Consider the following 19160-nt stretch of genomic DNA (forward strand, 5'->3'; position numbering starts at 1 on the left):
TCACCCCTTCAGGTAATCCAAGATTTCAGCCTTCGCCGCTTCCCATCCCTTGCAAACGACGACGTGATAGCCCGCGTCGCGCAAATAGGCGTGGCAGGCGACTTGCTCAGGATCAACGCGACCACCCTTGATGCGCTTCATTTCGATGTACAGGGCGTGGTATCCCTTCCGCGCTGCCGGTAATTCCAGGTCGGGAATGCCTTTGCGCACCCCGGACTTTTTCAATTTCATCGCCGTGACGATGTGCGTATGCGCGCCGTTCGGGATGGAGTGCAGCCACTTCAACTCGGGATACTTGCGGCTCGCCAGATCGGCCCACTCGATCAGCGCCGCTTGCTCGTCGTATTCCGTCGGCACGGGTGGCTTGGGCGCGGTCAGCTTGAACGTGGTGGGGTGGCGCGTCATGCAGCCTCCCGCACTTCCGCCGTCCTGCGCGCATAGCTGGCCGCCTTGCGCTCAGCCGTACACGCGAGACATTCATTGCGGAACTGCGCCACCCGCGAGCCAGCGTTGCGTCGCTGCCAGAAATCACCGTCATTCGCCGGCCACCAGCAATCCTCGCCGGTGAATCCTTTCGCTGCGCATCGCGGGCAGAACTGCCCCATGCCCCACCAGAACTGCCGGATCATGCCGCCACCATCGCGCGACGCTGGCGCTTGTACGCGGCCTGCCACGCCTTACGCTCCGGCGTGTTTGCCGGCCCGTGTACCGCCGCGCTGGCCCGCGCTCGCTTGAGCTGCGCCGCAATAGCTCGCGGCGAATCGCGCAGGAACGATCCGGCGATGATGCTCGGGTAGTAGCGCCGCACCGCCGATGCCTCGCGGCTGGACGCTGGCGCCATCATGTATCCCTCGTCATTCGCCGACCAGACCAGCCACGGTGCGGAACTGTTGCGCAGGATGTTGGCGATCTGTGCCGCTGCGGGTTTCGCAGACAGGGTTTCGATGTGGATGGGCTGCATTACTTTTCTCCTTTCCAAATAGACACGCCAGCTTCGCGTTGCAGCCGCCCCGTTCGGATCAGCGCCCATGCGATGTGTTCAAAAAAGCTCACCTGTTCGCGCAGTTCCGGGATCAGATGCCGGCGTCCGTCGATAAGGTCGTGGCAGTGCGTACAACCGAATACCGCTTCGGCGTCGTGTGGCTTTAGGCCAGTGCCGCCGCCGCTGAACATGCGCAGATGGCACAGTTGGACTTGCTCGTTATCCGGGCCGGGATAGCAGCCGGGTAGTTGCAATGTGCACGGCTGGCCTTTCGCGTTCGCGCGTGCTGGCGTCATCTTCGGCCGCGATGCCTTCATTCGCTTACCGCTGGCGCGAATCGTGGTGGCGCGCTTGATCGGCGCGGATCGTGGTGGCATGGGGGAGCGGATCATGCGGCCACCGCCATTTCACCGAAGATCAAGCCTCGGGCTTCGCAGTAGCTTTCGATGAAGGCTTGCGCGGCTTGCGCATTGATCGCGTTGCCGTAGGCCGCAATTGATGCCAAATCATCGGAAGCCCCATCAGGCAGCAGTAGAACGCTCCTGAAATCCTCCGCGTTTGCGGGCATTGGTAGGGAAGCCCAAGGGAAACCATCAAAGCTCCGGGGAGCGCGAGATAAACGCGGCCGTTGCTCTTGTGGTATCCGCGCCCCGTTGAATCCGTCTTTGATGCAGTCGGCCACAAAGTAGAGGCGGTCGCGAAGGTCCTCGCCACCTGCGCTCGCGGCCTCGATAGGCATGCACCCCACGGCGTAATCCATTCCTTCCAGATCACTCGACACAACGCGGAGCCATTCAGCCGCTTTCGCAACCTGCTCTCCAAAGATGACTGAAGGGCGGCACTGGTTGATGAGGTGCTGCCAGGCGGGCCATAGATGCCGCTCGTCTGCAAACCCAGCGCCTTTACCTGCCGCGCTGAAAGGCTGGCAAGGGCATGAGCCAGTCCACACGGGTCGATCACGCGGCCATCCGGCAAGGTCCAGGGCGTAGGCCCAGCCGCCGAGCCCAGCGAAGAAATGACATTGCACGTATCCGGCAAGTTCGTCGGGTCGGACATCTTCAATGCTCCTTTCGTCCACGACGCCCAGAGCAATGTGCCCAGCGTCAATCAGGTTTCGCAGCCAATCGGCGGCGTAGGGGTCAATTTCGTTGTAGTAATTCATGCCGCCTCCCTCATCGGAATAAACACCCCGGCCTGAGCCGCCACGCGGTCAACCATCTCGACAAACTTGGAGAACGTCGCCTTGTCGATCACGTTGCGCTTACCGTTTTCATCGCGTGTCGTGGATCGCATCGGGACGCTTGCCAGCCCTTCCGGGTTGCGTGGCGTTTTTGGAACCTTGATATCTTTCCAGCCCCAAAAGTGGCCGCACATCCATTCGTGCACGTCTTCCGCGTCATAGCCCATGTGTTCGGCCAGCGGCGCGTACATGGCCCACAACATCGCGTTCTGGTCATTGCTGCGCGACTTGCGCCACGGCTTGCAATCCACGTCCAACGGCAAGGGCTGGCCCTGCACAAACGCGATGAATCGCGTGCGGTCTGATTCGGTGGCGAGCTTCATTTCAGCCACCCACACGCCTGCATCAGCGTCCTGCCAATCCCTTGCGGCTCACTCGCCAGCACGGCCAGTGGCAAGGCACGCTTGCGCCAGTGCGCACGCTTCGTTCCCTTCGCGTCGTAGTGGCCGGCACCGTTGCGCGAGTCGCACATCTCGCGGGCCAGGCGTTCAAGTTCGGCGTGATTGATGGCGACGGATTCTTTTGGGGTCATGCGAACATCCTCTGCTGGCGCTGCGCGTCCTCGATGCGGCGGCAGGCGATATCGAAATACTTGGGCTCGCGCTCGATGCCGATGAAGTTGCGGCCCAAGTTCATGCAGGCCACGCCGGTTGTGCCACTGCCCATAAATGGGTCAAGGATCGTTTGCGGGTTTCCGGCCTGAGCAATGCACCAATCCATAAGGCGCACCGGCTTCTGTGTTGGGTGGAAAGACGGGCCGCGCCAGTGGTCGGCGTCCTGACCAATCTCGCAGCGGTTGATGCGGATGATCCGCATGGCTCCGCCCACATTCGTCCACGCAAGCTCGCCGTCCGCTTGGTTGATGCTTTGGCCCTTGTCCCACACAAGCCACTTGGACTCAGCGGGGAGAAAATCGGCCAGGTAGTTTCCACCCCAAATCACAGCCACCTTGCCCGCGCTAACCATCATGTCAATTACGCCTTGCGTCGGGCGGTCGTGATCCCAGCCCAAGTCCTCATGCTCGGTGCGCGTGTTAATCCGTCCACGCTTGGCCCCACGCATTCCTGACTGCCCCGCGCGGCCAATCCCATAAGGCGGGTCAGTAATCACCGCGTCCACCTTCGGCAAGGTCGGCAGGATTTCGCGGCAGTCGCCGAGATGCAGCGTGGCGTTGCCGATGGTTACGGGAGTGGTCATGCCTTGCTCCCCGCATAGATGGCAACGTCAATGGACGTGCCGTCAAATTGGTTCGCGAACACCTCCGACCATTCGTAGGCCAGCCCCGGAATCAGATCCTTGCCGCGCTGCGATGCGGGGAGGATGCAGACGACGCGGCCACCGGGTGCGAGCAGTGACGCAGCGGCTTGCAGATGGGCGAGGTAGCGGCCTTCGCTGTAAGGCGGGTTCATGCAGACGCGATCGAACAGCCGCGACTCGCCGCGAGCCTTTTCGGCCCATTCAAGGAAGTCGCCCTGCGCGACCTTGTAACCCTTCGCTTCCAGAATCGTGCAGTGAAGGCCGCTAATTTCGACGCACTGCGTGAAGTCAGGCGGCAACAGCGATGCAATGGCGCCCTGCCCGGCGCTTGGCTCAAGGAACGTGCAATCGCCGAGCTCGCCAGCGTCCAGCATGTCAACTGCCGTCCGCGCCACATTCTCCGGTGTCGGGTAATACTGGTGACTGACCTTGTCCGGCACGCAACCCGACAACCGAATCTCGCGGATAACGTCGGTCGGGTCGTAATCGAATGACCAGCCGTTGTCCGTGCGGACGCCGCCGATGCTTTGCAGGACGCGGGCGACTTCCTTGCCTGATGCCTGGTCGGTCTGGGCGTAGCCAAAGGTTGCGGCGCAGCCCTTGATCCGCATGTCGTCCAGAATCTTCAGCACCGCGAACGGCAGCGGGCGACCCATCATCGTGAAGGTCTTAGCCTTCTTTTTCGGCTGCGTGCGGAAACTGGACGGGATAGCTCGCGGGTACAGCGTGTGCAGGATGGCGTTCAAGCGCCACGCCATATCCTCGTGCACCTCAAGGTGCGCCGTGCCTTTCAGGTAGCAGCGAATGCGCAGCGCGCCACCGTCCAGCGAGTGCCATACACCGTGATCGGCCCGGCACGTTTCCAGCATGCGGCGACTGGCGTCCCGGCCCGGCTCATCGCGACCCATGAACTTCGCGATCACGCGGCGAAGATCGTTAATCAGCTCGGCCTTCGGTGTGCCGAACGATTGGTAGTAGCTGAACACGTAGTCGATAATCATCCGCTTGCTGAAACCGGCGGGCGAATTGGTGACGTGCGTTCGCGACAAGCCCTGAAAGATGCCGTCCACGCGCTCGGCCAGGAACTTGCCGCGTGCCGTCATCAGCGCTTCCATCGTCGCGGCCACGTTGTCCTCGGTGAACTCCGGCGTGGTCAGCTTGCGGATGGATTCGTTCCATTCCTCGCGGCGCTTCGCCGGCATGCAGTCGTAGACATCGGTCAAACTCAGCGTGCGCTGCCAGAAATCGGCATCCAGCGCCTTGAGTGCCGGGCCGACAAGGAACAGACGCGACGCATCCGGGAAGCGGTGATCGTCGTTCGCGTTGCCGGTCTTGAAGTAGCCCAGCGCCATGCCGTTTTCGTCGTCCATCAGCGCGGACAGGTGCTCGACCCGTGCGCGCATCGCGTGGTACTGCCCAAACAAGCCGTCAATCAGGCCGTAGGGTGTTGGCGCGAAGAACTCATCGGCCTCGACCAACTCGCCCGCGTGCGATTCTTTCAACATCGCGTTCATGCTGCTGCCCTCAATGCGCGGATTCGCGCGCGTGATGATTCGTCCAGGTGCTGCCATACGGCGGTCTGGTAGTCGCGGGGCATGCGTGACCACATACCGGCCAGCGTGGCGTCCGGCGTGTCGGTGAATATCTTCGCCATGCGCGGCGCCGCTTGATTGATCCATGCGGGGCGGTCGGTTTCGTACAGCTCGCGATCGTTCATCAGCGCATCCCCCGCCCGCTCTTGTGTTCGCGCTCCGGCGCTTCGGGCCACTCGCCAACCCAATCCGCCATACGCATTTCGCTGAACACGTTCTTCAGCAGGATGTTCTCGCCGGTCTTGATGTTTCGCCCCTTCGCCGGGATGACTTCGACCACGCCTTTCATGTGCGTGTTTTTGTCGTAGTAGTCCTCGCGATGCAGGAACAGGATCACGTCGGCTTTCTGTTCGATTTCGCCGGACTCGCGCAGATCGGTCATCGTCGGGCGTTTGTCGGTGCGGCTCGCCGCTTGCCGGTTGAGCTGCGCCAGGATGACCACCGGGCACTTGAACTCCTTCGCCAACACCTTGCCGCCCTGCACGATCAGTCCGTAATCGAAGCGCGCCTGTTTCGGATCAATCGCCATGTCGTGCATGTGATCCACCACGATTAGGCGCAACGCTTTCTGCATGTGCGCGCGGCGGGCGCGGGCCATCAATTGCGCGATGGAAATGGACGGCGTTTCGTCGATCAGCAGCGGCGATTCGATGATGCGTTGCGTGGCGGTAGACAGGCGCGACCAGTAGAAATCCGCATCCATGTCCTTGTCGTTCGGGCTTTCTACCCATTCGTGCGGAATCTCGCCCACGCACGCCACGGCACGCGCCATGCATTCGTCGGCGCTCATTTCAACACTGAAAAACGCGGTGTTGTTGCCGTTCAATGCGTTGTTTATCGCAACCTGCAAACCCATAACCGACTTGCCCATGCTGGGGCGGGCCGCGACGATGTACACCACCGAATCGCGCAGTCCTTTGGTGCAATGGTTAAGCTCCTGCCACGGCCACGGCTGGCCCAGCAGCAGCGGGCCGCGACGGTAGCGCTCCATCAGTTCCGACTGCATCCGGATCATGCCGACCTTCGCCGGCTCCAATCCGCCCCGCAGCTTGCTGGCGTGCATCTGCGCCAGCTCATGGGTAGCGGCGCCGATGACTTGCTCAGCGTCCGCCCCGCGCTTCCACGCGGCTTCCGTCAGGTTCATGCCGGCGTTTATCGCGGCACGCAGGCGGGACTTTTGCGAAACGATCTCCGCATACGCCACGATGTTTGCGGCACTCGCCGTCGCTTCGTTCAGTTCGATCAGGTACGCCGCGCCGCCGATCATCCCGGCCATGTCGTTGTCGTCGAACCAATCCATCATGGTCACGGTATCGACGGGCGAGCCGCGACCAATCAGCGCGGACACAGCGCGGTAAATGATCCGGTGGTCGGCGCGGTAGAAATCGTCCTCGCTCAGCCAGTCGGAAATCTTCGCCAGCGAGTCGGGGGCGAGCATTAGCGCGCCAAGCACGGCCTGTTCGGCGGTGACGTCGTGAGGCGGGACACGCAGCGTCGCAATGTCGGCGGGGGTGCGCTCGAAGTCGGGCATGGCGCTCATGATTGGGCGTCCATTGCGCGCTTCGCCTGTTCGCCGGCGGGGCTCAGCCGCCAGCCGCCGTCATCGGTCGGCCACCAGTATTTCGGCCAGCCATTGCGGACGGCGTTGCGGAAGTGCGCGCGCCAGTCCTTCTTGCGCTTGCCGGCCATCGAAGTCTTGAACCACGCCCAAGCCAGCGCGATGTAGTTGGCGGGAAGCCCGATGGAGTCGGCGTAGTCAAAAATCGGATCGTCGTCGGCGATCGCGTCCTGGTCAGCCGGGAGCGAGTCGATCCACGTTTGCAGTTCGATGCCGCTTGCGCCCTTCGGCTTGGAAGGCTTGATAGGGGCGTCCGCAGGAACTGCGGGCGGTATCTCTTGAAGGGAATCAGGAATCAGTAAGAGGGAATCAGTGGGACAAGAAGCGATTTGCTTAACGCTTGCTTTAGCCATGCATGAATCATCCATGATTGATGCATGAAACTTGTTTCCTTTCCGGACGTTACAACCAAGACACAAGACTTGAAGGTTGTCGTCCGTGGAATTCCCTCCACGACTCACCGGCACGATGTGGTCGATTGATAGTCCGTGGGTGGCGCCGCATTCTTTGCAAACGCGGCCATCTCGCGCATAGATCCTGTTGCGTATCGTGTTGCTCAGCGGGATGTACCCGGCGCAAACCGTGTCGATATGCCCAGGCGGTGCAGGAATCTCGCTTCCGACTTCTTTGTGGTGGGGGTTCTGGTGTTTCGCCCAATTCACAATTTGGATGTACTGAGCGCCAGCGGACTCATATAGCGAAAGGAAGCCGCGATCAGCCAACTCCGCTACCGCATCCTCAATGTCCACGTCGTCATACGGCAGGCAGGCCGGCTTGATCCTTTTGGGCCTGTACTCCAATCGGCCCTCCCGGTCGGCCTCACACCAGAGCGCTATAAACAGAAGGCGCGTCGTAGCGGAGCACTCAGCAAGAATGTCGTTCTTGAAGAATCCAGGCTTGATGTTGCGGGCGCGACTCATTACTCCCCCACCTCCACCGACCGAACCACCAACGCCTCGCTAACCACCCTCTTAGCGCCCTCAAGCTGCATCAGCGCATCCTGCAATTCCTGCCGCGTAGCCTCGCCACGGTCGAAGCGTGCAGCGACGTCCTGGAGCCTTCCGATCACCTCTGAGAAAGGGATGGGCATGTTCATGCCTCGCCACCCCCTTTGCCGTCCATGTCGAACCGGCGCTGGGCCAATGCGAAGCGGATGCGATCAACTTCCTCGGCGCTGGGTTCGCGAAATTCCGATTCACGCTCACGGCGCATCGGCTTCACGACGATGCGGGCATGCTTACGCTGCGGGGAGGTACGTTCGCGGTTAGCGAATCGCGAAAAGAAGCTCATGCGGCCGCCCTCGCCTGTTCGATTTCGGCCAGCTCGCGGCGCAGCAACTGCTCGCGCGTCTCAACCTTCGGCACCAGTTCCATGCCAACCTGAGCGGCAAGCCACTGGATAACGCCGACGTTGCCCAACGCGTCACACAGCGCCGGGTAGCGATCTTCTGGCGTGTAGGCGGGCCGGTTCTTAGGCTTGTTTTGGATGCGCGACCAGACGCACGGCAGAACGCCCACGGCGTTGGCTAGCGCGGCGTCGTTAGGCTTGCGCCGTCCCATTGCACGGCTCACGGCGAGTGCCTGCTGGAAGCTTACGCAGCGCTCAATCAGCGCATCGTCGATGCGATCCAGCGCGGGCACAGAACTCAGGATTCGCAATTCGTGTTGGTGCATGGTTGCTTGCCTTGGTTTGCGTTGGTTTATGGGTTGCGGGCAAAAATGTGGCCCACCCTTTCAGGCGAGCCGTCATGGACTCAGGCAGCTTTTTCGACTTCATTTGCGCGTTGCAGGTACAACGTGTGCAGCCTCAGCGCGAGGTCGCCTCGCGGAGACTTCGCCGCGCCGCTGGCGATGCTGCCAATGGTTGACAGCTTCGACCCAGTGGCTCCCGCAATCTCGGCATACGTCATGCCGGACGCCCTGAGCACACCTACCTTTTCTGACCAAGACTTCGTTTCCATACCTCATCCTACGATTTATCGTAGTGTCTGTCAACGACCTTTCGTAACGGAATTTCGGCGCAATACCCGTATGGAAACTATTGGCGATCGCGTCCTGCGGCTTCGCAAAGCCAAAGGCATCGAAAGAAAGGACCTGGCCCACGCGGTCGAGCTGTCCTATACGGGGCTGGCTGACCTTGAGTCGGGTAAGGCTAAGTCGTCCACGCGGTTGCACCGCATCGCTGACGCGCTGGACGTGACCCCGGCTTACCTGGAGACCGGCAAGGAGGATCACTACGTCTACCCGACGGCAGACAGCCATTCGCAACCCATGCGACTTGACCCTGAGAGGATTGCGGAACTGGCAACAGTTCTTGCCGAACGCTGGAAAAACGTGCCGGGCGGGTTTGACTTACGGAATGAGGAGCACGCGGCACACTTCGTGCTTTGCTACGAGCTATACATCAACATGAAGGAGCGGCCAGTCCCCGAGAATACGGTGGCGTTCAGCGCGGCTCTTACATCGCCACAGGGGGCGACAGGGAATGAACGAGGGACGGATGTGCCAGTTGCGGGCACTGTTGGACGAAAAACTGGGAAAGGTGGAAAGCGCTAGACCGGCGCTGCACATTGTCAAGAAGTCGGCGCCTGCCGATCCGCCGCGAGAGCGTCCGCCCATATTCATGCTAGGCCCGATCGAGAACCGCCGCTGCACACTGCGCGGCTGATTCGCCCGCCCAGCCCGCTTCGGCGGGCTTTTCTTTGCCTTGAGCTAATTACTAAACCACGTCGTTGCATATTTGTTACGATATTTCGTTGACAACGTATTCCGATTTATCGTAGTCTACTCCCACGCCGACAACCGGCACGGGAGAACGACACATGCAGACCTGGGCATCCGGCCCCATCCTGATTCGCGCTGACCTTCACGCCGACGTGAAAGCGTCCGCGAGCGGCGTGATCTTCGGCACGTACAACGACGCGGTGCAGGCATCCGACCTCGCGCTGACCCCGGAACAGGCGATGGAAATCGCCGACGCGCTGACTGCCGGCGCTGCCCACTGCCTCGCGGCGCGGGGTGAGGCATGAGCCGCACACACATCACCCTCACCGACCTCGTGGACAACCACGCGTGCCTGGACCAGCGCGACCTGTTCGTTGCGACGTTCGGCGACAAGGCCAAGATCGGGCCGCGCAACATGGCGAAGGCCATCAAAGCCGGACTGCATGTCTTCTGGCTTGAGCGGCTGATCCCGGCGCCCGCACGGGCCGAGTACAAGAATGCCACGGCGCCCGCATGGGCCGAGTACGAGAAGGCCATGGCGCCCGCACGGGCCGAGTACAAGAATGCCACGGCGCCCGCATGGGCCGAGTACGAGAAGGCCATGGCGCCCGCACGGGCCGAGTACAAGAATGCCACGGCGCCCGCATGGGCCGAGTACGAGAAGGTCAGGGCGTCCGCACTGGTAAAAGCGCTGACGAAGCGGGGTGAGGCATGAACCCCGCCGACACCATGCGCGTGCTGCAACCCATCTTTGACCTGTCCGCCGTCACCGGTTGGAACGGGCCGAGCCAGCGCGCCCTCGCCGAGCTGATCCTTCCGCGCACCGCTGCTGATTTGACGGTGCGCGAACTTATCGAACTGATGAACGAGGTGGTGGGATGAAACCCCGCGACTACCTTGCCGACCCCTATGCGCTGACCGACGCGGAGCTGCAAGCCCTGTTGTCACTTGCCATCGCTTTCCATCACGCCCAACGCGACTACAAAGCGCGCCAAGCAAAGGAGGAACAATCATGAACGCCGCCCGCTATCAGGAAATCCAGGACATGCGCGAACCCCGCACGAAGCGCAGCGAGTTTCGCAGCGGCAAGCTGGAGTATCGCGCGCCGACGAAGATCAACGTGGCGCCGGAACCGAAATACGGCCGCAGGCATGACGATCTGTCGCCGATGAAGTTGGCGATTGCCGGCGCGATCTTGGCCGGGGTGTTTGTCATCGGCCTGTGCTGGGATACGGCGCCCGTGCATGAGCTGGTCATGTTCTTGAGGACGCAGCCATGAGCGGGCATACGCCGGGCAAGTGGTTAATCCGGTTCGACAAAGGCCACACATTCAGCGATGGAACGGTAGATCACGGCGGCTATCGCATCGACGCTGACGGCGTTGAGCAGCTTGCATACGTCTGGAATTTTTCAGACCGCATTGACCCGGTAAGCGGCTCTCAGGATGGAACAAGGCCGTTCGGAGCGCACGAGGCCGAGGCCAACGCCCGACTGATCGCCGCCGCGCCAGTGCTGCTGGAAGAACTCCGAAACGCAACCGTGCAGATGGATATGGCTGCCGAGTGCATCGAAGCGGGGCGCTATGACGAAGCGCTGCTGCATGTGCGATCCATGGAGCGAAAGCGCACCGCCGCCATCGCCAAGGCCACGGGAGAAACGAAATGAACGCCCTGCCCTGCATCAATTCCCGCGCCGCCGATTCCTACGCCGCCCGGATGGGCCGTGACGATGCGCGCGACCAGTACGCGCAAAAGCTGGCCGACGAGCTTGAAGTCAGCTACCAGTTCGACCCCGAAATCCTTTCCGACGCGTTCGCCGACGCCGCCGGAACCATCGGCGAATATGACAAGCGCTACAAGTGCGACCCGAAGGCCGCGCAGTTCCTGGTGGACGTGCGCAACGCGACGGATGACCTCGCGTGCATGCACCTGATCCGCAAGGCGATGCGGCATTACATCCGTGAGCGCGCCGTGCAGGACGCCGAGGCGCAGACCGAAAAAGCGTGGGGCGAAGTGTAATGGCACGCATGGCATTTCTTCCCATCGTTGCCGGCATCGCCGCGAACGATCCGGATTATTTCCCGCCATGTGTCGAGAGGTGCGCGTGATGAGTCGCCACATACATGGCTTCAATGAGTCGAAGGGCTATTGCAGCGAGACGTGCCCTGACGTCGATTCAGCCTTCTCTGACGCATGGGAGGAAATAAAGGACATGGTTGCCCCGCGCTGTGAGGATGAGGCTGAAAGGGCCATAGACATGCTTTGCGAGAAAGTGAAAAAAGTCGGAACGGAAAAGCTCCGCGAGGCTTTGTGTTCGGCAATCAGCGACAAGATGGAAGCAGAGGGCGAGCGAGACGATTTGAAGCGTCAAGTGAGTGACCTTGAGTCGGAGATTGCCAGCCTTAAGGACGAGCTTAGCTTGGCCGAGTCGGCCTAACACCACGCCAGCCACCCGGCAGGCACAGATTTTATTCAGTACGCGGTTATTGAGAGGTGCGTGATGCAAGGTTTCTGGCTCAAGTTCACCGATGGAAGCGCCGGCTATTGCGAGGGATCAAACGCGTATGACGCGAAGATCATCGCAGAAAAGCTGACTGGCAAAACGGTTGCCGGCGACAAGTACAAGCCCGATGCCGAGGTGCTGCCCTACCCCGCGAACCCGGTCATCTGGCAGTTCGACCATCCTGTGAACGGCAGATGTCCGGCATTTTGTTTCAAGCCAAACGAGTGCGCCGGAAGCTCGTGCTGCCCGCAGAGATATTCATGCACCGAATAACCAAACACAAGCCCAGCCGGCGGTGGCTTAACACCGGCACTGGATGATCGGGCCAGCTACCAAGCGTCTCCTACCCGATGCATTCAGCGCGTCCCGGTCTGCGCGATGACCGGAAACTAACAATCTACGGCAGTGATAGCGGGATGAGTCCCGCGCGGTAGCCAACCCGTCGCCTTGGCGCTCGCTATCACTGCCACCCATTCACAACGCCGGATAGCCGGTGAGGAATTGAGATGAGCCCGGAACAGATGATTAAAAGCGCGATCCTCGCTCAGGCAATTGAGCAGGAGGCTGTGTCCATTGCCGAGCCAGTTACCAAAGAGAACATCGACGAACTGTACGAAGCAAGCAGCGGCGAATATCAACTTCAAGACTTCGAAATGGAGTTTCGCGAAGGTCAGGTCGAGACAAATATCGCGCCACCAAGTTCGCGGCATTACGAATCGAAGTCGGTAGCCACGCAGATGGCTGATGGATCGTGGATCGGCTGGACTTACTGGTACGGCGGCGGCAAACACGCCGAGCCGGAGTCGATTGACTGGATGAGCGAGGCGTATGCGCTGGCGTGCGTCGAAGAGCAGAAAGTGATGACGGTGCGCACTTTCTCGAAGTCAGAAGCCCGGGCCGCCTAACCCATCCCAACGCGAGCCGGTCGCTATACCGGCAATGACATTGATGGACGAGGCAGAGATTTACGCAAGCGAGCAAAACGAACCCGATCCGATTACCGATTACGCCGCACGGCGCGGAGAATGACATGGAATTGCAGAGTGAAAAGATCGACCTGATTGTCCCGTCGCTGATCGCTGCGCGCGGGGTTTTCAAGGCCGCCGTGAAAGACGCCAAGAACGCGGCGTTCAAGCGCCCGGACGGCAAGGTCAGCACCTACACCACACTGGACTCGGCAATCGAGGCGGTGAACGAAGCGCTGCTGACCAATGGCATCTACTACACGCAGCAAACCGATATTGGCGAGCGCGGCATCGTGCTGCATACCCGGTTCCTGCACACCAGCGGACAGTGGATCGGCAGCACGTACCCCGTGCACCCGGTCAAGAACGACCCGCAGGGCGAAGGCTCCGCGCTGACGTATGCCAGGCGCTATGCGCTCATGGCGCTGGCGGGCATCGCGCCGGAGGATGACGACGGCAATGCAGCCACGAAAGCGGCAGAGCGCGACAACACCGCTGACGACGCTGCTGCGCAGGAATGGGTTGACGCGCTGACTGGCGCGGATTCGCTGGCCGCGCTGGATTCGTTGGCGAAGGAGCTTGCCACGTCCGGACTGTCTGCCGCTGGCAAGACGAAGGCGCGAGCCGCGTATTCCGCCGCCAAGCACAAGCTGGCGAAGGCCGCATGAACGCGCTTTTGAAGATGGAGAATGGCCTGTCTCCATTGCGCGTTGCCCGCATCACTGGCTCGCGTGTTGCCGCCGTGCTGGGCGAAAACCCGTATAGCAAGCCCGGCGATGTGCTTCGCGAGATGGTTAGGGAATATGTGCGCGAACATCATCCCGACTGGGGCGAGTGCGAGCGCGAGTTTGTCGGAAACGAGGCGACCGCCTACGGCCAGCAGCACGAACCGGATGCGTTGGCCGCGTATGAGAGCGAGCGAGGCGTGATGACCTACGGCGGCGGCGAGTGCGTGCTGCATCCGACGATTGACTGGCTGGCCGTGACGCCGGATGGCCTGGTCGGCGACAACGGTATGTTGGAGTGCAAGGCGCCCTATCGCGGCAAGTACACGCACATTGACGACGTGGCGTACTACCGCCCGCAGGTTCTGTTGCAGCTTGCCGTGACCGGGCGCGATTGGTGTGACTTCGTGGTGTTGGATCGTGACGGGCGCATCCATATCAGCCGCGTGGAGCGTGACGACGAATGGCTGCCGTCCGTGCTACCGAAGCTGGATGCGTTCTATCGCCAGCTCATGGAAGCCGTAGCGTTCAAGGATGCGGCGCTACCGTTCCTTGGCGCGGTGGAACGTGCTGACGCGGCGTGGCGCAAAGCCGCCGACACGTACCTGCGTGCAGCCGAGGCGGCAAAGGTTGCTGCGGACGCGGAAAAGGCCGCGCGCGAAGCCCTGCTGGCACTGGCCCCCACTGGCGGCAAGGGCTGCGGCGTCAACGTCATCAAGACCGAACGCGCCGGCTCCATCGCCTACGCGAAGGCCATCAAGGACCTGTTGCCCGACGCTGACTTGTCCGCGTATCAGGGCAAGCCCACCACCGTTTTTCAAGTGAGGATTTCCGCATGAGCATCAACTTCACCGATCTGGTCACCCTCGGCAAAGACGCCGAAGTACGCCACACTGCCGCAGGCAAAGCCGTTACCGGATTCAGCGCCGCGATTGACAGCGGCTTCGGCGACAACAAGAAAACCATCTGGCTGGATTGCTCCATTTGGGGCGACCGTGGCGAGAAGCTGGCTCCGTACCTCGTCAAGGGCAGCAAGCACATGGTGCAGGGTGAGCTTGGCACGCGTGAGTACGAGGGCAAGACGTACATCACCGTGGACGTCAAGGAAGTGAAGCTGGGCGCGAAGTCCGGCCAGTCCGAACGCCCGCGCCAGGAATCGAAGCCGGCACAGCATGCCGACGCGAGCTATGGCGATGCGGCAACGGGCGGCTTCGACAGCGACGAGATTCCGTTTGCCCCGATCCCGCGCCGGCAGTTGTGGTGATGGCCATACAGGAGCAGGGTGACGCGGTGGCAGAGGTGTGGTCGCTTCGCTACCCATCGGATAGGCGCTTGAATCTAAGCACCGTATTCGACACAGAACATGAGGCCCGTGAGTACGCGGACAAGTGTTCTGACGGGACAGAGGTTGTGCCCCTCTACACCCGCCCTGCCACCGCAGCCTCGCCCGCCGGGGTGCCGGATGGTTACGTTCTGGTGCCGCGTGAGCCGACGCGCGTAATGCTTGAAGCGATGATGAACGAGCAAGACTCTGCGGATGGGGAAGGCCCGCGCGAAGTCGAAATGCTGGACATATACCGAGCCATGCTCGCCGCCGCCCCCTCTGCGGAGTCCGGGGAGGTGGAGATAGATCGCGCACGGTTTAAGAAAGCCCCTTGCTACCTGTGCGGATACAACGGTCACGGCTATTACCAAGCCGAAACGCATCCGTGCGCAGCCAAGTACCACGCCGCCTCCTCTGCGGAGTCCGGTGCGGACGGGGAGGTTTGTCAGCACACATGGGTGACGGACGGCATCAACCCGACACGCTGCTCCAAGTGCCGCCGTCCTGCCACCACCCTCTCTGCGGAGTCCGGGGAGGTGGATCGTGGCTGATGCCCCGCTCAACTACGATCCGGCCGACCCGGACAAGATGCGTCTGCCGGCTGGCATGACGTGCGGCGACTGCGTGCACATCTACCGCTGCAAGGCGATGTTCGGTCACGTCGAAACCGACACGTATTGCGACTGGAGCCCGAGCCGGTTCCGTGCCGCCCAACAGCCCACCCAGCCCGAAGGAGAGTGACCATGCAACCCAAGCCATGCGCCCGGTGCGCGCAGATGCCCTACATCAGCCCCGGTTTCATCTGTCACACCGAGGGATGCCGATGGGCGATCACGGCGGAAATGATCCGTCAGCCGAAGGAGAGTGACATGGCCGAGAAGATGACGCCGAGAGAGGCTGTGCAGTATCTGTCCGCGATGCGCGTATTCGTGACAACCCGCGAGCGTGTGAAGCAGCCGGAAGGCTCCGACCTGTTCGATGAGGCAATAGCTACGCTGGACGCCCATCTCGCCCAGCCAGCGCAGGCGGAGGGGTGGATGCCGATTGCGACGGCGCCGAAAGGCAAGACGGAAATCCTTATCTGCGGCGGAACGTATGCCGTTGGCACGCACAGCGATCAGCCACTGACGCAACCCGTCATCGCCTTTTGGGACAGGGATCACTGGCACGGCCCCGAAGACAACGGACACGATCTGTGGTGGGAGTGTAAGCCCACGATCTGGCAACCACTCCCCGCCCCGCCCAGCCCGAGGAATGAATAACGCAGTGTTAGGCGGCAACACGAGGAAACGAAAATGAGCAAGGATCGAGCAACAACGGAACCCGGCGGCTGCGAGTGCCATGACTGCGGCTGCATATTCATCGGCGGACCTGCGCATGACATTTGCGGCGACTGCGACGCAGCGCGCAAAGAGGCCATGCGCAGGACGAGCAAAGGGCCGAATGGCGCGCTGAGATGCGACGCGATGCGTTTGACGCCTAACGCCTGAATTCACAGGCGGGCGGCTTTATCGCCCGTCCGGTGGAATGACGGGTTAGGCAAGGAACTTAATAGGAGAACGGAAATGGAACGTAGCCCAGCAGCACAAGCATTGATTGATTGCGCGAAACGCCTCGAAGCAGAACGCAACGCAATGAAAGCGGCATTAGAGAAGATTCGCGCACAGCCTAATTGCCGTCACGAAGTTGAAGCGCAGCTTGGCGAGGAAATTTGGGACGCGCTGCATAGTGCCTAACGACCAAGTTGAGCGGTGAGCGTAGCGAATCCGCTCGAACGTAGTGTTATGCGGCAACCCACCAACGGAGCGATACATGAGCAACAAAGACTTATTACCTTGCCCATTTTGCGGAAGCACTCACGTCGAGCTAGTTTGCAGCGGATCTGCTTGGTTCGTGCGATGCAACGAGTGTGATGCCAATGGCAGCACAGTAACTGACGGGGATGAAATGGACTCAGAAAAGGCCGTTGCGATCTGGAACAAGCCGGCGCGCGTTGCCGCATAACGATTAAGTTGAGCGGCAACGGTACGTTGTCCGCTCGAGCGCAGTGTTAGGCGAGTCGAAGCTAAGGAGAAACGAAATGCCTGGGTTTTGGATGGAAAACGGGATGGCACAAAACCATGACCGGCACACTCTTGTTGACCTTGGGCCAATGGCTGAAGCACAAACAAACTTTGAACGGCTCAAGCCGCACTTGTCGATCCGAAACTTCGAGCGTGTCGGCAATGATCGTCTTGTTGCGCGCATCCCACCTCGCAAGGTTGAGGCTGTACTGGCCGCGGTGCCCGAGATTACGGCAGGGACAGCCGGCTATTGCTGGTGCACGCATGGCATGCCGCCTAACACCTGATATACGGCACATTTGCCTGATAACACATCTAAGCAACCGTTAAATCGGCGCGGCATCAATCGGTTGCGCGGTAATGACGGTGGCAAACACGATAGGAATGATTATGGACAAGAACGTGAGTAAGGCGGTGGCGCGGGCAGACCAGTACTGCGGCACGTACGAGCGCGTGTTCGCGGTCAAGAACACATGGGACGTTATCCGCGCCCGCCTTGTCGAGCTGGAGGCGGAGAACGAGAGATTGCAGGATAAGGCGGACAAGTTCATGTGGCAGGTTCGCGACACTTGCACTAGAGCCGAGAAGGCCGAGGCAATGCTTCGGGATATCGCGGGATGCGAGTGGTTCGGCCGCGAGGCACCAGCAACTGTGGAACTGATCACCGCCCACCTTTCGGAGAACGGGCATGTCTGAGCGAACCGTGTTCTTGGTGTACGGGTTTGACTGCTACGAATACCCATACGACCCGATCAAGGCGTTTGCTTCCGAAGCTGACGCGCAAGCGCTGCTGGCTGAAATTGCTGCCTATCAGACCATCAAACCGGCGTATCCGGGCGACAGCGCATCCGACGAGGAATTCGACGCGTGGGAAAAGGCATACGACGAGTGGCGTAGCGCACACCCAGCCGGTGATGCGAACGGCCACGACGGTTTCAACGTCATGCCGCTGCAACTTGATGAGGGCGCCACGCCATGACTAACCTGCTCAAAGACCTGGAGGCGGTGGCGTTGCTGGCGGAGAAGGCGACGCCGGGGGATTGGGTCTGGCGCCGAGATGCTGGCAAACCGATGCTGATTAATGGCCTCATGTTCGGGGGCGACGGCCCTGACGGACAGCCTAACGACGCTGCATTCATCATCGCGCTAGTCAACCTATTCCGCACCCACCACGCCGAGATTGCGGAGGCGGTGAAGGACAGTGCGCGAATGGATTGGCTGGAATGTAACGCCATCAACATCACGCTGGATGGTCGATTGCATCGCGTTATGCAGATCGGAACAGCACGCGATTCCATCGACACTGCCATGCACAACAGCGCGCGGGAGGATGGGGAATGAAACTGCTGACTGAAATGTGCCGTGACGATAACGGCGAGATTGAGTGATGGACGTTTACGAGATCCGCAGCATCAAGGATTTCCTGTCCGTCCCGCCAGACAAGCGCGTCGCGGCACTATGCGACTTCGCCATGTGGCTCGCCATATGCGACATGATGGCGGATAAATTCACGCCGGAAGAAGTGACGGTCGGCGACGTGTTCAAGTGGAAGGACGACGGCATTTCCGGATGCAGTGAAATCAACATACGCACACCGGAGCAGCCCGAATGACCGTTGAAATCGACAAGTCCTTGCGCGACACGCCGAATCCGGGAAGCGACGCGGCCATAGCGATTGGCTGCACCTGTCCACGCATGGACAACGGGCGCGGGCGTGGCTACATGGGCGTGGCTGGACTGTTCGTGTACTCGGCGGATTGTCCGGTGCATGCGAACAGGGAGGCGGGCGAATCGTGAACACGACGTTCCTGCTGATGGCTCAATTCAACAGCGTGACGTTGACTATGGGGCAGGTCTGCGCGCTGCTGGACAAGAGGCCGCAGACGATCCGCAACCGGATGGCGCTTGGCACGTTCCCGCGCGCAACCGATGACGGAATCTGGCGCGTCCAGGACATTGCGGACTATCTTGACCGTACCGCCAGCGTACCAATGGGCGCGAAAGCCGCATAAGGCTTAGTTGTCGGTCCAGTCCATCATGGGCGCAACCGATACGTCCCACGGACTCAAGTTGTTGTTTTCGTGCATATCTGCCTTATTTCAGCCGTCGCCAGATCCCGTGGAATCCCGCGCAATCCTTGCCGATCCCGATGCCAGTGTGCCAAATTTG

At 60.9% G+C, this 19160-nt stretch carries 41 protein-coding genes; 26 read left to right on the forward strand and 15 right to left on the reverse strand.

From position 1 onward, the window contains the following. The 15 genes from B1991_RS14435 to B1991_RS14500 are packed head-to-tail and all read right to left on the reverse strand — an operon-like array spanning nucleotide 1 to nucleotide 8362. Nucleotides 1-405 carry a VRR-NUC domain-containing protein gene (locus tag B1991_RS14435; protein WP_136259378.1) on the reverse strand — a complete coding sequence of 135 codons (405 nt, stop codon included), beginning with the start codon at nucleotides 403-405 and terminating at the stop codon, nucleotides 1-3. After that, nucleotides 402-629, reverse strand: coding sequence for a hypothetical protein (locus tag B1991_RS14440; protein ID WP_136259379.1), 228 nt, complete (start codon nucleotides 627-629; stop codon nucleotides 402-404). The genes B1991_RS14435 and B1991_RS14440 overlap by 4 nt, the downstream gene beginning before the upstream one ends. Then, a complete protein-coding gene (locus B1991_RS14445; protein WP_136259380.1) occupies nucleotides 626-961 on the reverse strand; it encodes a hypothetical protein in 336 nt (111 codons plus the stop codon). The genes B1991_RS14440 and B1991_RS14445 overlap by 4 nt, the downstream gene beginning before the upstream one ends. Further along, the gene (locus B1991_RS14450; protein WP_136259381.1) at nucleotides 961-1374 is read right to left on the reverse strand and encodes a nuclease domain-containing protein; all 414 of its coding nucleotides are present in this window, start codon (nucleotides 1372-1374) and stop codon (nucleotides 961-963) included. Before B1991_RS14450 ends, B1991_RS14445 begins: the two co-directional genes overlap by 1 nt. Further along, nucleotides 1371-2144: a DNA cytosine methyltransferase gene (locus tag B1991_RS14455; protein WP_136259382.1), complete on the reverse strand. Its 774-nt coding sequence runs from the start codon at nucleotides 2142-2144 to the stop codon at nucleotides 1371-1373. Before B1991_RS14455 ends, B1991_RS14450 begins: the two co-directional genes overlap by 4 nt. Further along, a complete protein-coding gene (locus tag B1991_RS14460; RefSeq protein ID WP_136259383.1) occupies nucleotides 2141-2545 on the reverse strand; it encodes a NinB/YbcN family protein in 405 nt (134 codons plus the stop codon). The genes B1991_RS14455 and B1991_RS14460 overlap by 4 nt, the downstream gene beginning before the upstream one ends. Continuing rightward, a complete protein-coding gene (locus B1991_RS14465) occupies nucleotides 2542-2754 on the reverse strand; it encodes a hypothetical protein (RefSeq protein ID WP_136259384.1) in 213 nt (70 codons plus the stop codon). The genes B1991_RS14460 and B1991_RS14465 overlap by 4 nt, the downstream gene beginning before the upstream one ends. Then, a complete protein-coding gene (locus B1991_RS19130) occupies nucleotides 2751-3419 on the reverse strand; it encodes a DNA-methyltransferase (protein ID WP_168709667.1) in 669 nt (222 codons plus the stop codon). Before B1991_RS19130 ends, B1991_RS14465 begins: the two co-directional genes overlap by 4 nt. Further along, entirely contained in the window at nucleotides 3416-4993 is a 1578-nt protein-coding gene (locus B1991_RS14475; protein WP_136259385.1) for a class I SAM-dependent methyltransferase, read from the reverse strand. The genes B1991_RS19130 and B1991_RS14475 overlap by 4 nt, the downstream gene beginning before the upstream one ends. Next, the gene (locus tag B1991_RS14480) at nucleotides 4990-5196 is read right to left on the reverse strand and encodes a hypothetical protein (RefSeq protein WP_136259386.1); all 207 of its coding nucleotides are present in this window, start codon (nucleotides 5194-5196) and stop codon (nucleotides 4990-4992) included. The genes B1991_RS14475 and B1991_RS14480 overlap by 4 nt, the downstream gene beginning before the upstream one ends. Continuing rightward, on the reverse strand, nucleotides 5196-6611 hold the full coding sequence (locus B1991_RS14485; RefSeq protein ID WP_136259387.1) for a replicative DNA helicase: 1416 nt from the start codon (nucleotides 6609-6611) through the stop codon (nucleotides 5196-5198). The genes B1991_RS14480 and B1991_RS14485 overlap by 1 nt, the downstream gene beginning before the upstream one ends. Continuing rightward, the gene (locus tag B1991_RS18880) at nucleotides 6608-7609 is read right to left on the reverse strand and encodes an HNH endonuclease (protein WP_210772142.1); all 1002 of its coding nucleotides are present in this window, start codon (nucleotides 7607-7609) and stop codon (nucleotides 6608-6610) included. The genes B1991_RS14485 and B1991_RS18880 overlap by 4 nt, the downstream gene beginning before the upstream one ends. Then, the gene (locus B1991_RS18755; protein ID WP_168709668.1) at nucleotides 7609-7785 is read right to left on the reverse strand and encodes a hypothetical protein; all 177 of its coding nucleotides are present in this window, start codon (nucleotides 7783-7785) and stop codon (nucleotides 7609-7611) included. Before B1991_RS18755 ends, B1991_RS18880 begins: the two co-directional genes overlap by 1 nt. Continuing rightward, entirely contained in the window at nucleotides 7782-7979 is a 198-nt protein-coding gene (locus B1991_RS14495) for a hypothetical protein (RefSeq protein ID WP_136259388.1), read from the reverse strand. The genes B1991_RS18755 and B1991_RS14495 overlap by 4 nt, the downstream gene beginning before the upstream one ends. Continuing rightward, entirely contained in the window at nucleotides 7976-8362 is a 387-nt protein-coding gene (locus tag B1991_RS14500) for a hypothetical protein (protein ID WP_136259389.1), read from the reverse strand. The genes B1991_RS14495 and B1991_RS14500 overlap by 4 nt, the downstream gene beginning before the upstream one ends. Nucleotides 8363-8596: 234 nt before the next feature. Here B1991_RS14500 and B1991_RS14505 point away from each other — a divergent pair, with 234 nt between their 5' ends. From B1991_RS14505 to B1991_RS14615, 26 genes are all read left to right on the forward strand, one after another. Beyond that, on the forward strand, nucleotides 8597-9244 hold the full coding sequence (locus B1991_RS14505; protein ID WP_168709669.1) for a helix-turn-helix domain-containing protein: 648 nt from the start codon (nucleotides 8597-8599) through the stop codon (nucleotides 9242-9244). Between the two features lie 266 nt (nucleotides 9245-9510). Further along, nucleotides 9511-9717: a hypothetical protein gene (locus B1991_RS14510; RefSeq protein WP_136259391.1), complete on the forward strand. Its 207-nt coding sequence runs from the start codon at nucleotides 9511-9513 to the stop codon at nucleotides 9715-9717. Then, nucleotides 9714-10127: a hypothetical protein gene (locus B1991_RS18760; RefSeq protein WP_168709670.1), complete on the forward strand. Its 414-nt coding sequence runs from the start codon at nucleotides 9714-9716 to the stop codon at nucleotides 10125-10127. Before B1991_RS14510 ends, B1991_RS18760 begins: the two co-directional genes overlap by 4 nt. Next, nucleotides 10124-10294, forward strand: a complete 171-nt coding sequence (locus tag B1991_RS18765) for a hypothetical protein (RefSeq protein ID WP_168709671.1) — start codon at nucleotides 10124-10126, stop codon at nucleotides 10292-10294. The genes B1991_RS18760 and B1991_RS18765 overlap by 4 nt, the downstream gene beginning before the upstream one ends. Next, nucleotides 10291-10428: a hypothetical protein gene (locus B1991_RS18770; protein ID WP_168709672.1), complete on the forward strand. Its 138-nt coding sequence runs from the start codon at nucleotides 10291-10293 to the stop codon at nucleotides 10426-10428. The genes B1991_RS18765 and B1991_RS18770 overlap by 4 nt, the downstream gene beginning before the upstream one ends. Next, the gene (locus B1991_RS14520; RefSeq protein WP_136259393.1) at nucleotides 10425-10691 is read left to right on the forward strand and encodes a hypothetical protein; all 267 of its coding nucleotides are present in this window, start codon (nucleotides 10425-10427) and stop codon (nucleotides 10689-10691) included. Before B1991_RS18770 ends, B1991_RS14520 begins: the two co-directional genes overlap by 4 nt. Further along, nucleotides 10688-11077, forward strand: coding sequence for a hypothetical protein (locus tag B1991_RS14525; protein WP_136259394.1), 390 nt, complete (start codon nucleotides 10688-10690; stop codon nucleotides 11075-11077). Before B1991_RS14520 ends, B1991_RS14525 begins: the two co-directional genes overlap by 4 nt. Beyond that, complete coding sequence (locus B1991_RS14530; RefSeq protein ID WP_136259395.1) at nucleotides 11074-11430, forward strand: hypothetical protein; 357 nt, start codon at nucleotides 11074-11076, stop codon at nucleotides 11428-11430. Before B1991_RS14525 ends, B1991_RS14530 begins: the two co-directional genes overlap by 4 nt. 88 nt (nucleotides 11431-11518) lie before the next feature. Beyond that, nucleotides 11519-11848, forward strand: coding sequence for a hypothetical protein (locus tag B1991_RS14535; protein ID WP_136259396.1), 330 nt, complete (start codon nucleotides 11519-11521; stop codon nucleotides 11846-11848). 63 nt (nucleotides 11849-11911) lie between these two features. Next, complete coding sequence (locus tag B1991_RS14540) at nucleotides 11912-12187, forward strand: hypothetical protein (RefSeq protein WP_136259397.1); 276 nt, start codon at nucleotides 11912-11914, stop codon at nucleotides 12185-12187. 233 nt (nucleotides 12188-12420) lie between these two features. Next, nucleotides 12421-12819, forward strand: coding sequence for a hypothetical protein (locus tag B1991_RS14545; protein ID WP_136259398.1), 399 nt, complete (start codon nucleotides 12421-12423; stop codon nucleotides 12817-12819). Between the two features lie 125 nt (nucleotides 12820-12944). After that, nucleotides 12945-13547, forward strand: a complete 603-nt coding sequence (locus B1991_RS14550) for an ERF family protein (protein WP_136259399.1) — start codon at nucleotides 12945-12947, stop codon at nucleotides 13545-13547. Next, complete coding sequence (locus B1991_RS14555; RefSeq protein ID WP_136259400.1) at nucleotides 13544-14443, forward strand: lambda exonuclease family protein; 900 nt, start codon at nucleotides 13544-13546, stop codon at nucleotides 14441-14443. Before B1991_RS14550 ends, B1991_RS14555 begins: the two co-directional genes overlap by 4 nt. After that, nucleotides 14440-14868, forward strand: coding sequence for a single-stranded DNA-binding protein (locus B1991_RS14560; protein ID WP_136259401.1), 429 nt, complete (start codon nucleotides 14440-14442; stop codon nucleotides 14866-14868). The genes B1991_RS14555 and B1991_RS14560 overlap by 4 nt, the downstream gene beginning before the upstream one ends. 68 nt (nucleotides 14869-14936) lie before the next feature. Continuing rightward, a complete protein-coding gene (locus B1991_RS14565; RefSeq protein WP_136259402.1) occupies nucleotides 14937-15479 on the forward strand; it encodes a hypothetical protein in 543 nt (180 codons plus the stop codon). After that, nucleotides 15472-15669 (forward strand): hypothetical protein, encoded by a 198-nt coding sequence (locus B1991_RS14570; RefSeq protein ID WP_136259403.1) that lies wholly within the window; start codon nucleotides 15472-15474, stop codon nucleotides 15667-15669. Before B1991_RS14565 ends, B1991_RS14570 begins: the two co-directional genes overlap by 8 nt. Nucleotides 15670-15671: 2 nt before the next feature. Continuing rightward, nucleotides 15672-16190, forward strand: coding sequence for a hypothetical protein (locus B1991_RS14575; RefSeq protein WP_136259404.1), 519 nt, complete (start codon nucleotides 15672-15674; stop codon nucleotides 16188-16190). A gap of 303 nt (nucleotides 16191-16493) precedes the next feature. Next, complete coding sequence (locus B1991_RS18775; protein WP_168709673.1) at nucleotides 16494-16664, forward strand: hypothetical protein; 171 nt, start codon at nucleotides 16494-16496, stop codon at nucleotides 16662-16664. 76 nt (nucleotides 16665-16740) lie between these two features. After that, a complete protein-coding gene (locus B1991_RS19190) occupies nucleotides 16741-16932 on the forward strand; it encodes a Lar family restriction alleviation protein (RefSeq protein ID WP_136259405.1) in 192 nt (63 codons plus the stop codon). 103 nt (nucleotides 16933-17035) lie between these two features. Then, a complete protein-coding gene (locus B1991_RS14585) occupies nucleotides 17036-17278 on the forward strand; it encodes a hypothetical protein (RefSeq protein WP_136259406.1) in 243 nt (80 codons plus the stop codon). A 103-nt stretch (nucleotides 17279-17381) separates the two neighbouring features. Then, nucleotides 17382-17687 (forward strand): hypothetical protein, encoded by a 306-nt coding sequence (locus tag B1991_RS14590; RefSeq protein WP_136259407.1) that lies wholly within the window; start codon nucleotides 17382-17384, stop codon nucleotides 17685-17687. Next, entirely contained in the window at nucleotides 17680-17970 is a 291-nt protein-coding gene (locus tag B1991_RS14595) for a hypothetical protein (RefSeq protein WP_136259408.1), read from the forward strand. The genes B1991_RS14590 and B1991_RS14595 overlap by 8 nt, the downstream gene beginning before the upstream one ends. Then, nucleotides 17967-18332 (forward strand): hypothetical protein, encoded by a 366-nt coding sequence (locus B1991_RS14600; RefSeq protein ID WP_136259409.1) that lies wholly within the window; start codon nucleotides 17967-17969, stop codon nucleotides 18330-18332. The genes B1991_RS14595 and B1991_RS14600 overlap by 4 nt, the downstream gene beginning before the upstream one ends. Before the next feature lie 46 nt (nucleotides 18333-18378). Continuing rightward, nucleotides 18379-18603, forward strand: a complete 225-nt coding sequence (locus B1991_RS14605; protein WP_136259410.1) for a hypothetical protein — start codon at nucleotides 18379-18381, stop codon at nucleotides 18601-18603. Beyond that, a complete protein-coding gene (locus B1991_RS14610; protein ID WP_136259411.1) occupies nucleotides 18600-18788 on the forward strand; it encodes a hypothetical protein in 189 nt (62 codons plus the stop codon). The genes B1991_RS14605 and B1991_RS14610 overlap by 4 nt, the downstream gene beginning before the upstream one ends. Continuing rightward, on the forward strand, nucleotides 18785-19003 hold the full coding sequence (locus tag B1991_RS14615; protein ID WP_136259412.1) for a MerR family transcriptional regulator: 219 nt from the start codon (nucleotides 18785-18787) through the stop codon (nucleotides 19001-19003). Before B1991_RS14610 ends, B1991_RS14615 begins: the two co-directional genes overlap by 4 nt. Nucleotides 19004-19160 lie beyond the last annotated feature (157 nt).

The organism is Rhodanobacter lindaniclasticus, from assembly GCF_004799035.1.
Classification (GTDB): domain Bacteria; phylum Pseudomonadota; class Gammaproteobacteria; order Xanthomonadales; family Rhodanobacteraceae; genus Rhodanobacter; species Rhodanobacter lindaniclasticus.

Coding starts and splice junctions, on each gene's coding strand:
- B1991_RS14555 (WP_136259400.1), top strand. CDS start 13,544: ATGAACGCGCTTTTGAAGATGGAGAATGGCCTGTCTCCATTGCGCGTT.
- B1991_RS14440 (WP_136259379.1), bottom strand. CDS start 629: ATGATCCGGCAGTTCTGGTGGGGCATGGGGCAGTTCTGCCCGCGATGC.
- B1991_RS14465 (WP_136259384.1), bottom strand. CDS start 2,754: ATGACCCCAAAAGAATCCGTCGCCATCAATCACGCCGAACTTGAACGC.
- B1991_RS14445 (WP_136259380.1), bottom strand. CDS start 961: ATGCAGCCCATCCACATCGAAACCCTGTCTGCGAAACCCGCAGCGGCA.
- B1991_RS14535 (WP_136259396.1), top strand. CDS start 11,519: ATGAGTCGCCACATACATGGCTTCAATGAGTCGAAGGGCTATTGCAGC.
- B1991_RS14585 (WP_136259406.1), top strand. CDS start 17,036: ATGGCACAAAACCATGACCGGCACACTCTTGTTGACCTTGGGCCAATG.
- B1991_RS14610 (WP_136259411.1), top strand. CDS start 18,600: ATGACCGTTGAAATCGACAAGTCCTTGCGCGACACGCCGAATCCGGGA.
- B1991_RS14575 (WP_136259404.1), top strand. CDS start 15,672: ATGCAACCCAAGCCATGCGCCCGGTGCGCGCAGATGCCCTACATCAGC.
- B1991_RS18755 (WP_168709668.1), bottom strand. CDS start 7,785: ATGAACATGCCCATCCCTTTCTCAGAGGTGATCGGAAGGCTCCAGGAC.
- B1991_RS14435 (WP_136259378.1), bottom strand. CDS start 405: ATGACGCGCCACCCCACCACGTTCAAGCTGACCGCGCCCAAGCCACCC.
- B1991_RS14600 (WP_136259409.1), top strand. CDS start 17,967: ATGACTAACCTGCTCAAAGACCTGGAGGCGGTGGCGTTGCTGGCGGAG.
- B1991_RS14525 (WP_136259394.1), top strand. CDS start 10,688: ATGAGCGGGCATACGCCGGGCAAGTGGTTAATCCGGTTCGACAAAGGC.
- B1991_RS18770 (WP_168709672.1), top strand. CDS start 10,291: ATGAAACCCCGCGACTACCTTGCCGACCCCTATGCGCTGACCGACGCG.
- B1991_RS14550 (WP_136259399.1), top strand. CDS start 12,945: ATGGAATTGCAGAGTGAAAAGATCGACCTGATTGTCCCGTCGCTGATC.
- B1991_RS19190 (WP_136259405.1), top strand. CDS start 16,741: ATGAGCAACAAAGACTTATTACCTTGCCCATTTTGCGGAAGCACTCAC.
- B1991_RS18880 (WP_210772142.1), bottom strand. CDS start 7,609: ATGAGTCGCGCCCGCAACATCAAGCCTGGATTCTTCAAGAACGACATT.
- B1991_RS14500 (WP_136259389.1), bottom strand. CDS start 8,362: ATGCACCAACACGAATTGCGAATCCTGAGTTCTGTGCCCGCGCTGGAT.
- B1991_RS14560 (WP_136259401.1), top strand. CDS start 14,440: ATGAGCATCAACTTCACCGATCTGGTCACCCTCGGCAAAGACGCCGAA.
- B1991_RS14530 (WP_136259395.1), top strand. CDS start 11,074: ATGAACGCCCTGCCCTGCATCAATTCCCGCGCCGCCGATTCCTACGCC.
- B1991_RS14590 (WP_136259407.1), top strand. CDS start 17,382: ATGGACAAGAACGTGAGTAAGGCGGTGGCGCGGGCAGACCAGTACTGC.
- B1991_RS14505 (WP_168709669.1), top strand. CDS start 8,597: ATGCCGGACGCCCTGAGCACACCTACCTTTTCTGACCAAGACTTCGTT.
- B1991_RS14510 (WP_136259391.1), top strand. CDS start 9,511: ATGCAGACCTGGGCATCCGGCCCCATCCTGATTCGCGCTGACCTTCAC.
- B1991_RS14485 (WP_136259387.1), bottom strand. CDS start 6,611: ATGAGCGCCATGCCCGACTTCGAGCGCACCCCCGCCGACATTGCGACG.
- B1991_RS19130 (WP_168709667.1), bottom strand. CDS start 3,419: ATGACCACTCCCGTAACCATCGGCAACGCCACGCTGCATCTCGGCGAC.
- B1991_RS14520 (WP_136259393.1), top strand. CDS start 10,425: ATGAACGCCGCCCGCTATCAGGAAATCCAGGACATGCGCGAACCCCGC.
- B1991_RS14540 (WP_136259397.1), top strand. CDS start 11,912: ATGCAAGGTTTCTGGCTCAAGTTCACCGATGGAAGCGCCGGCTATTGC.
- B1991_RS14480 (WP_136259386.1), bottom strand. CDS start 5,196: ATGAACGATCGCGAGCTGTACGAAACCGACCGCCCCGCATGGATCAAT.
- B1991_RS14460 (WP_136259383.1), bottom strand. CDS start 2,545: ATGAAGCTCGCCACCGAATCAGACCGCACGCGATTCATCGCGTTTGTG.
- B1991_RS14605 (WP_136259410.1), top strand. CDS start 18,379: ATGGACGTTTACGAGATCCGCAGCATCAAGGATTTCCTGTCCGTCCCG.
- B1991_RS14475 (WP_136259385.1), bottom strand. CDS start 4,993: ATGAACGCGATGTTGAAAGAATCGCACGCGGGCGAGTTGGTCGAGGCC.
- B1991_RS18775 (WP_168709673.1), top strand. CDS start 16,494: ATGGAACGTAGCCCAGCAGCACAAGCATTGATTGATTGCGCGAAACGC.
- B1991_RS14495 (WP_136259388.1), bottom strand. CDS start 7,979: ATGAGCTTCTTTTCGCGATTCGCTAACCGCGAACGTACCTCCCCGCAG.
- B1991_RS14545 (WP_136259398.1), top strand. CDS start 12,421: ATGAGCCCGGAACAGATGATTAAAAGCGCGATCCTCGCTCAGGCAATT.
- B1991_RS14595 (WP_136259408.1), top strand. CDS start 17,680: ATGTCTGAGCGAACCGTGTTCTTGGTGTACGGGTTTGACTGCTACGAA.
- B1991_RS18765 (WP_168709671.1), top strand. CDS start 10,124: ATGAACCCCGCCGACACCATGCGCGTGCTGCAACCCATCTTTGACCTG.
- B1991_RS14455 (WP_136259382.1), bottom strand. CDS start 2,144: ATGAATTACTACAACGAAATTGACCCCTACGCCGCCGATTGGCTGCGA.
- B1991_RS14450 (WP_136259381.1), bottom strand. CDS start 1,374: ATGATCCGCTCCCCCATGCCACCACGATCCGCGCCGATCAAGCGCGCC.
- B1991_RS18760 (WP_168709670.1), top strand. CDS start 9,714: ATGAGCCGCACACACATCACCCTCACCGACCTCGTGGACAACCACGCG.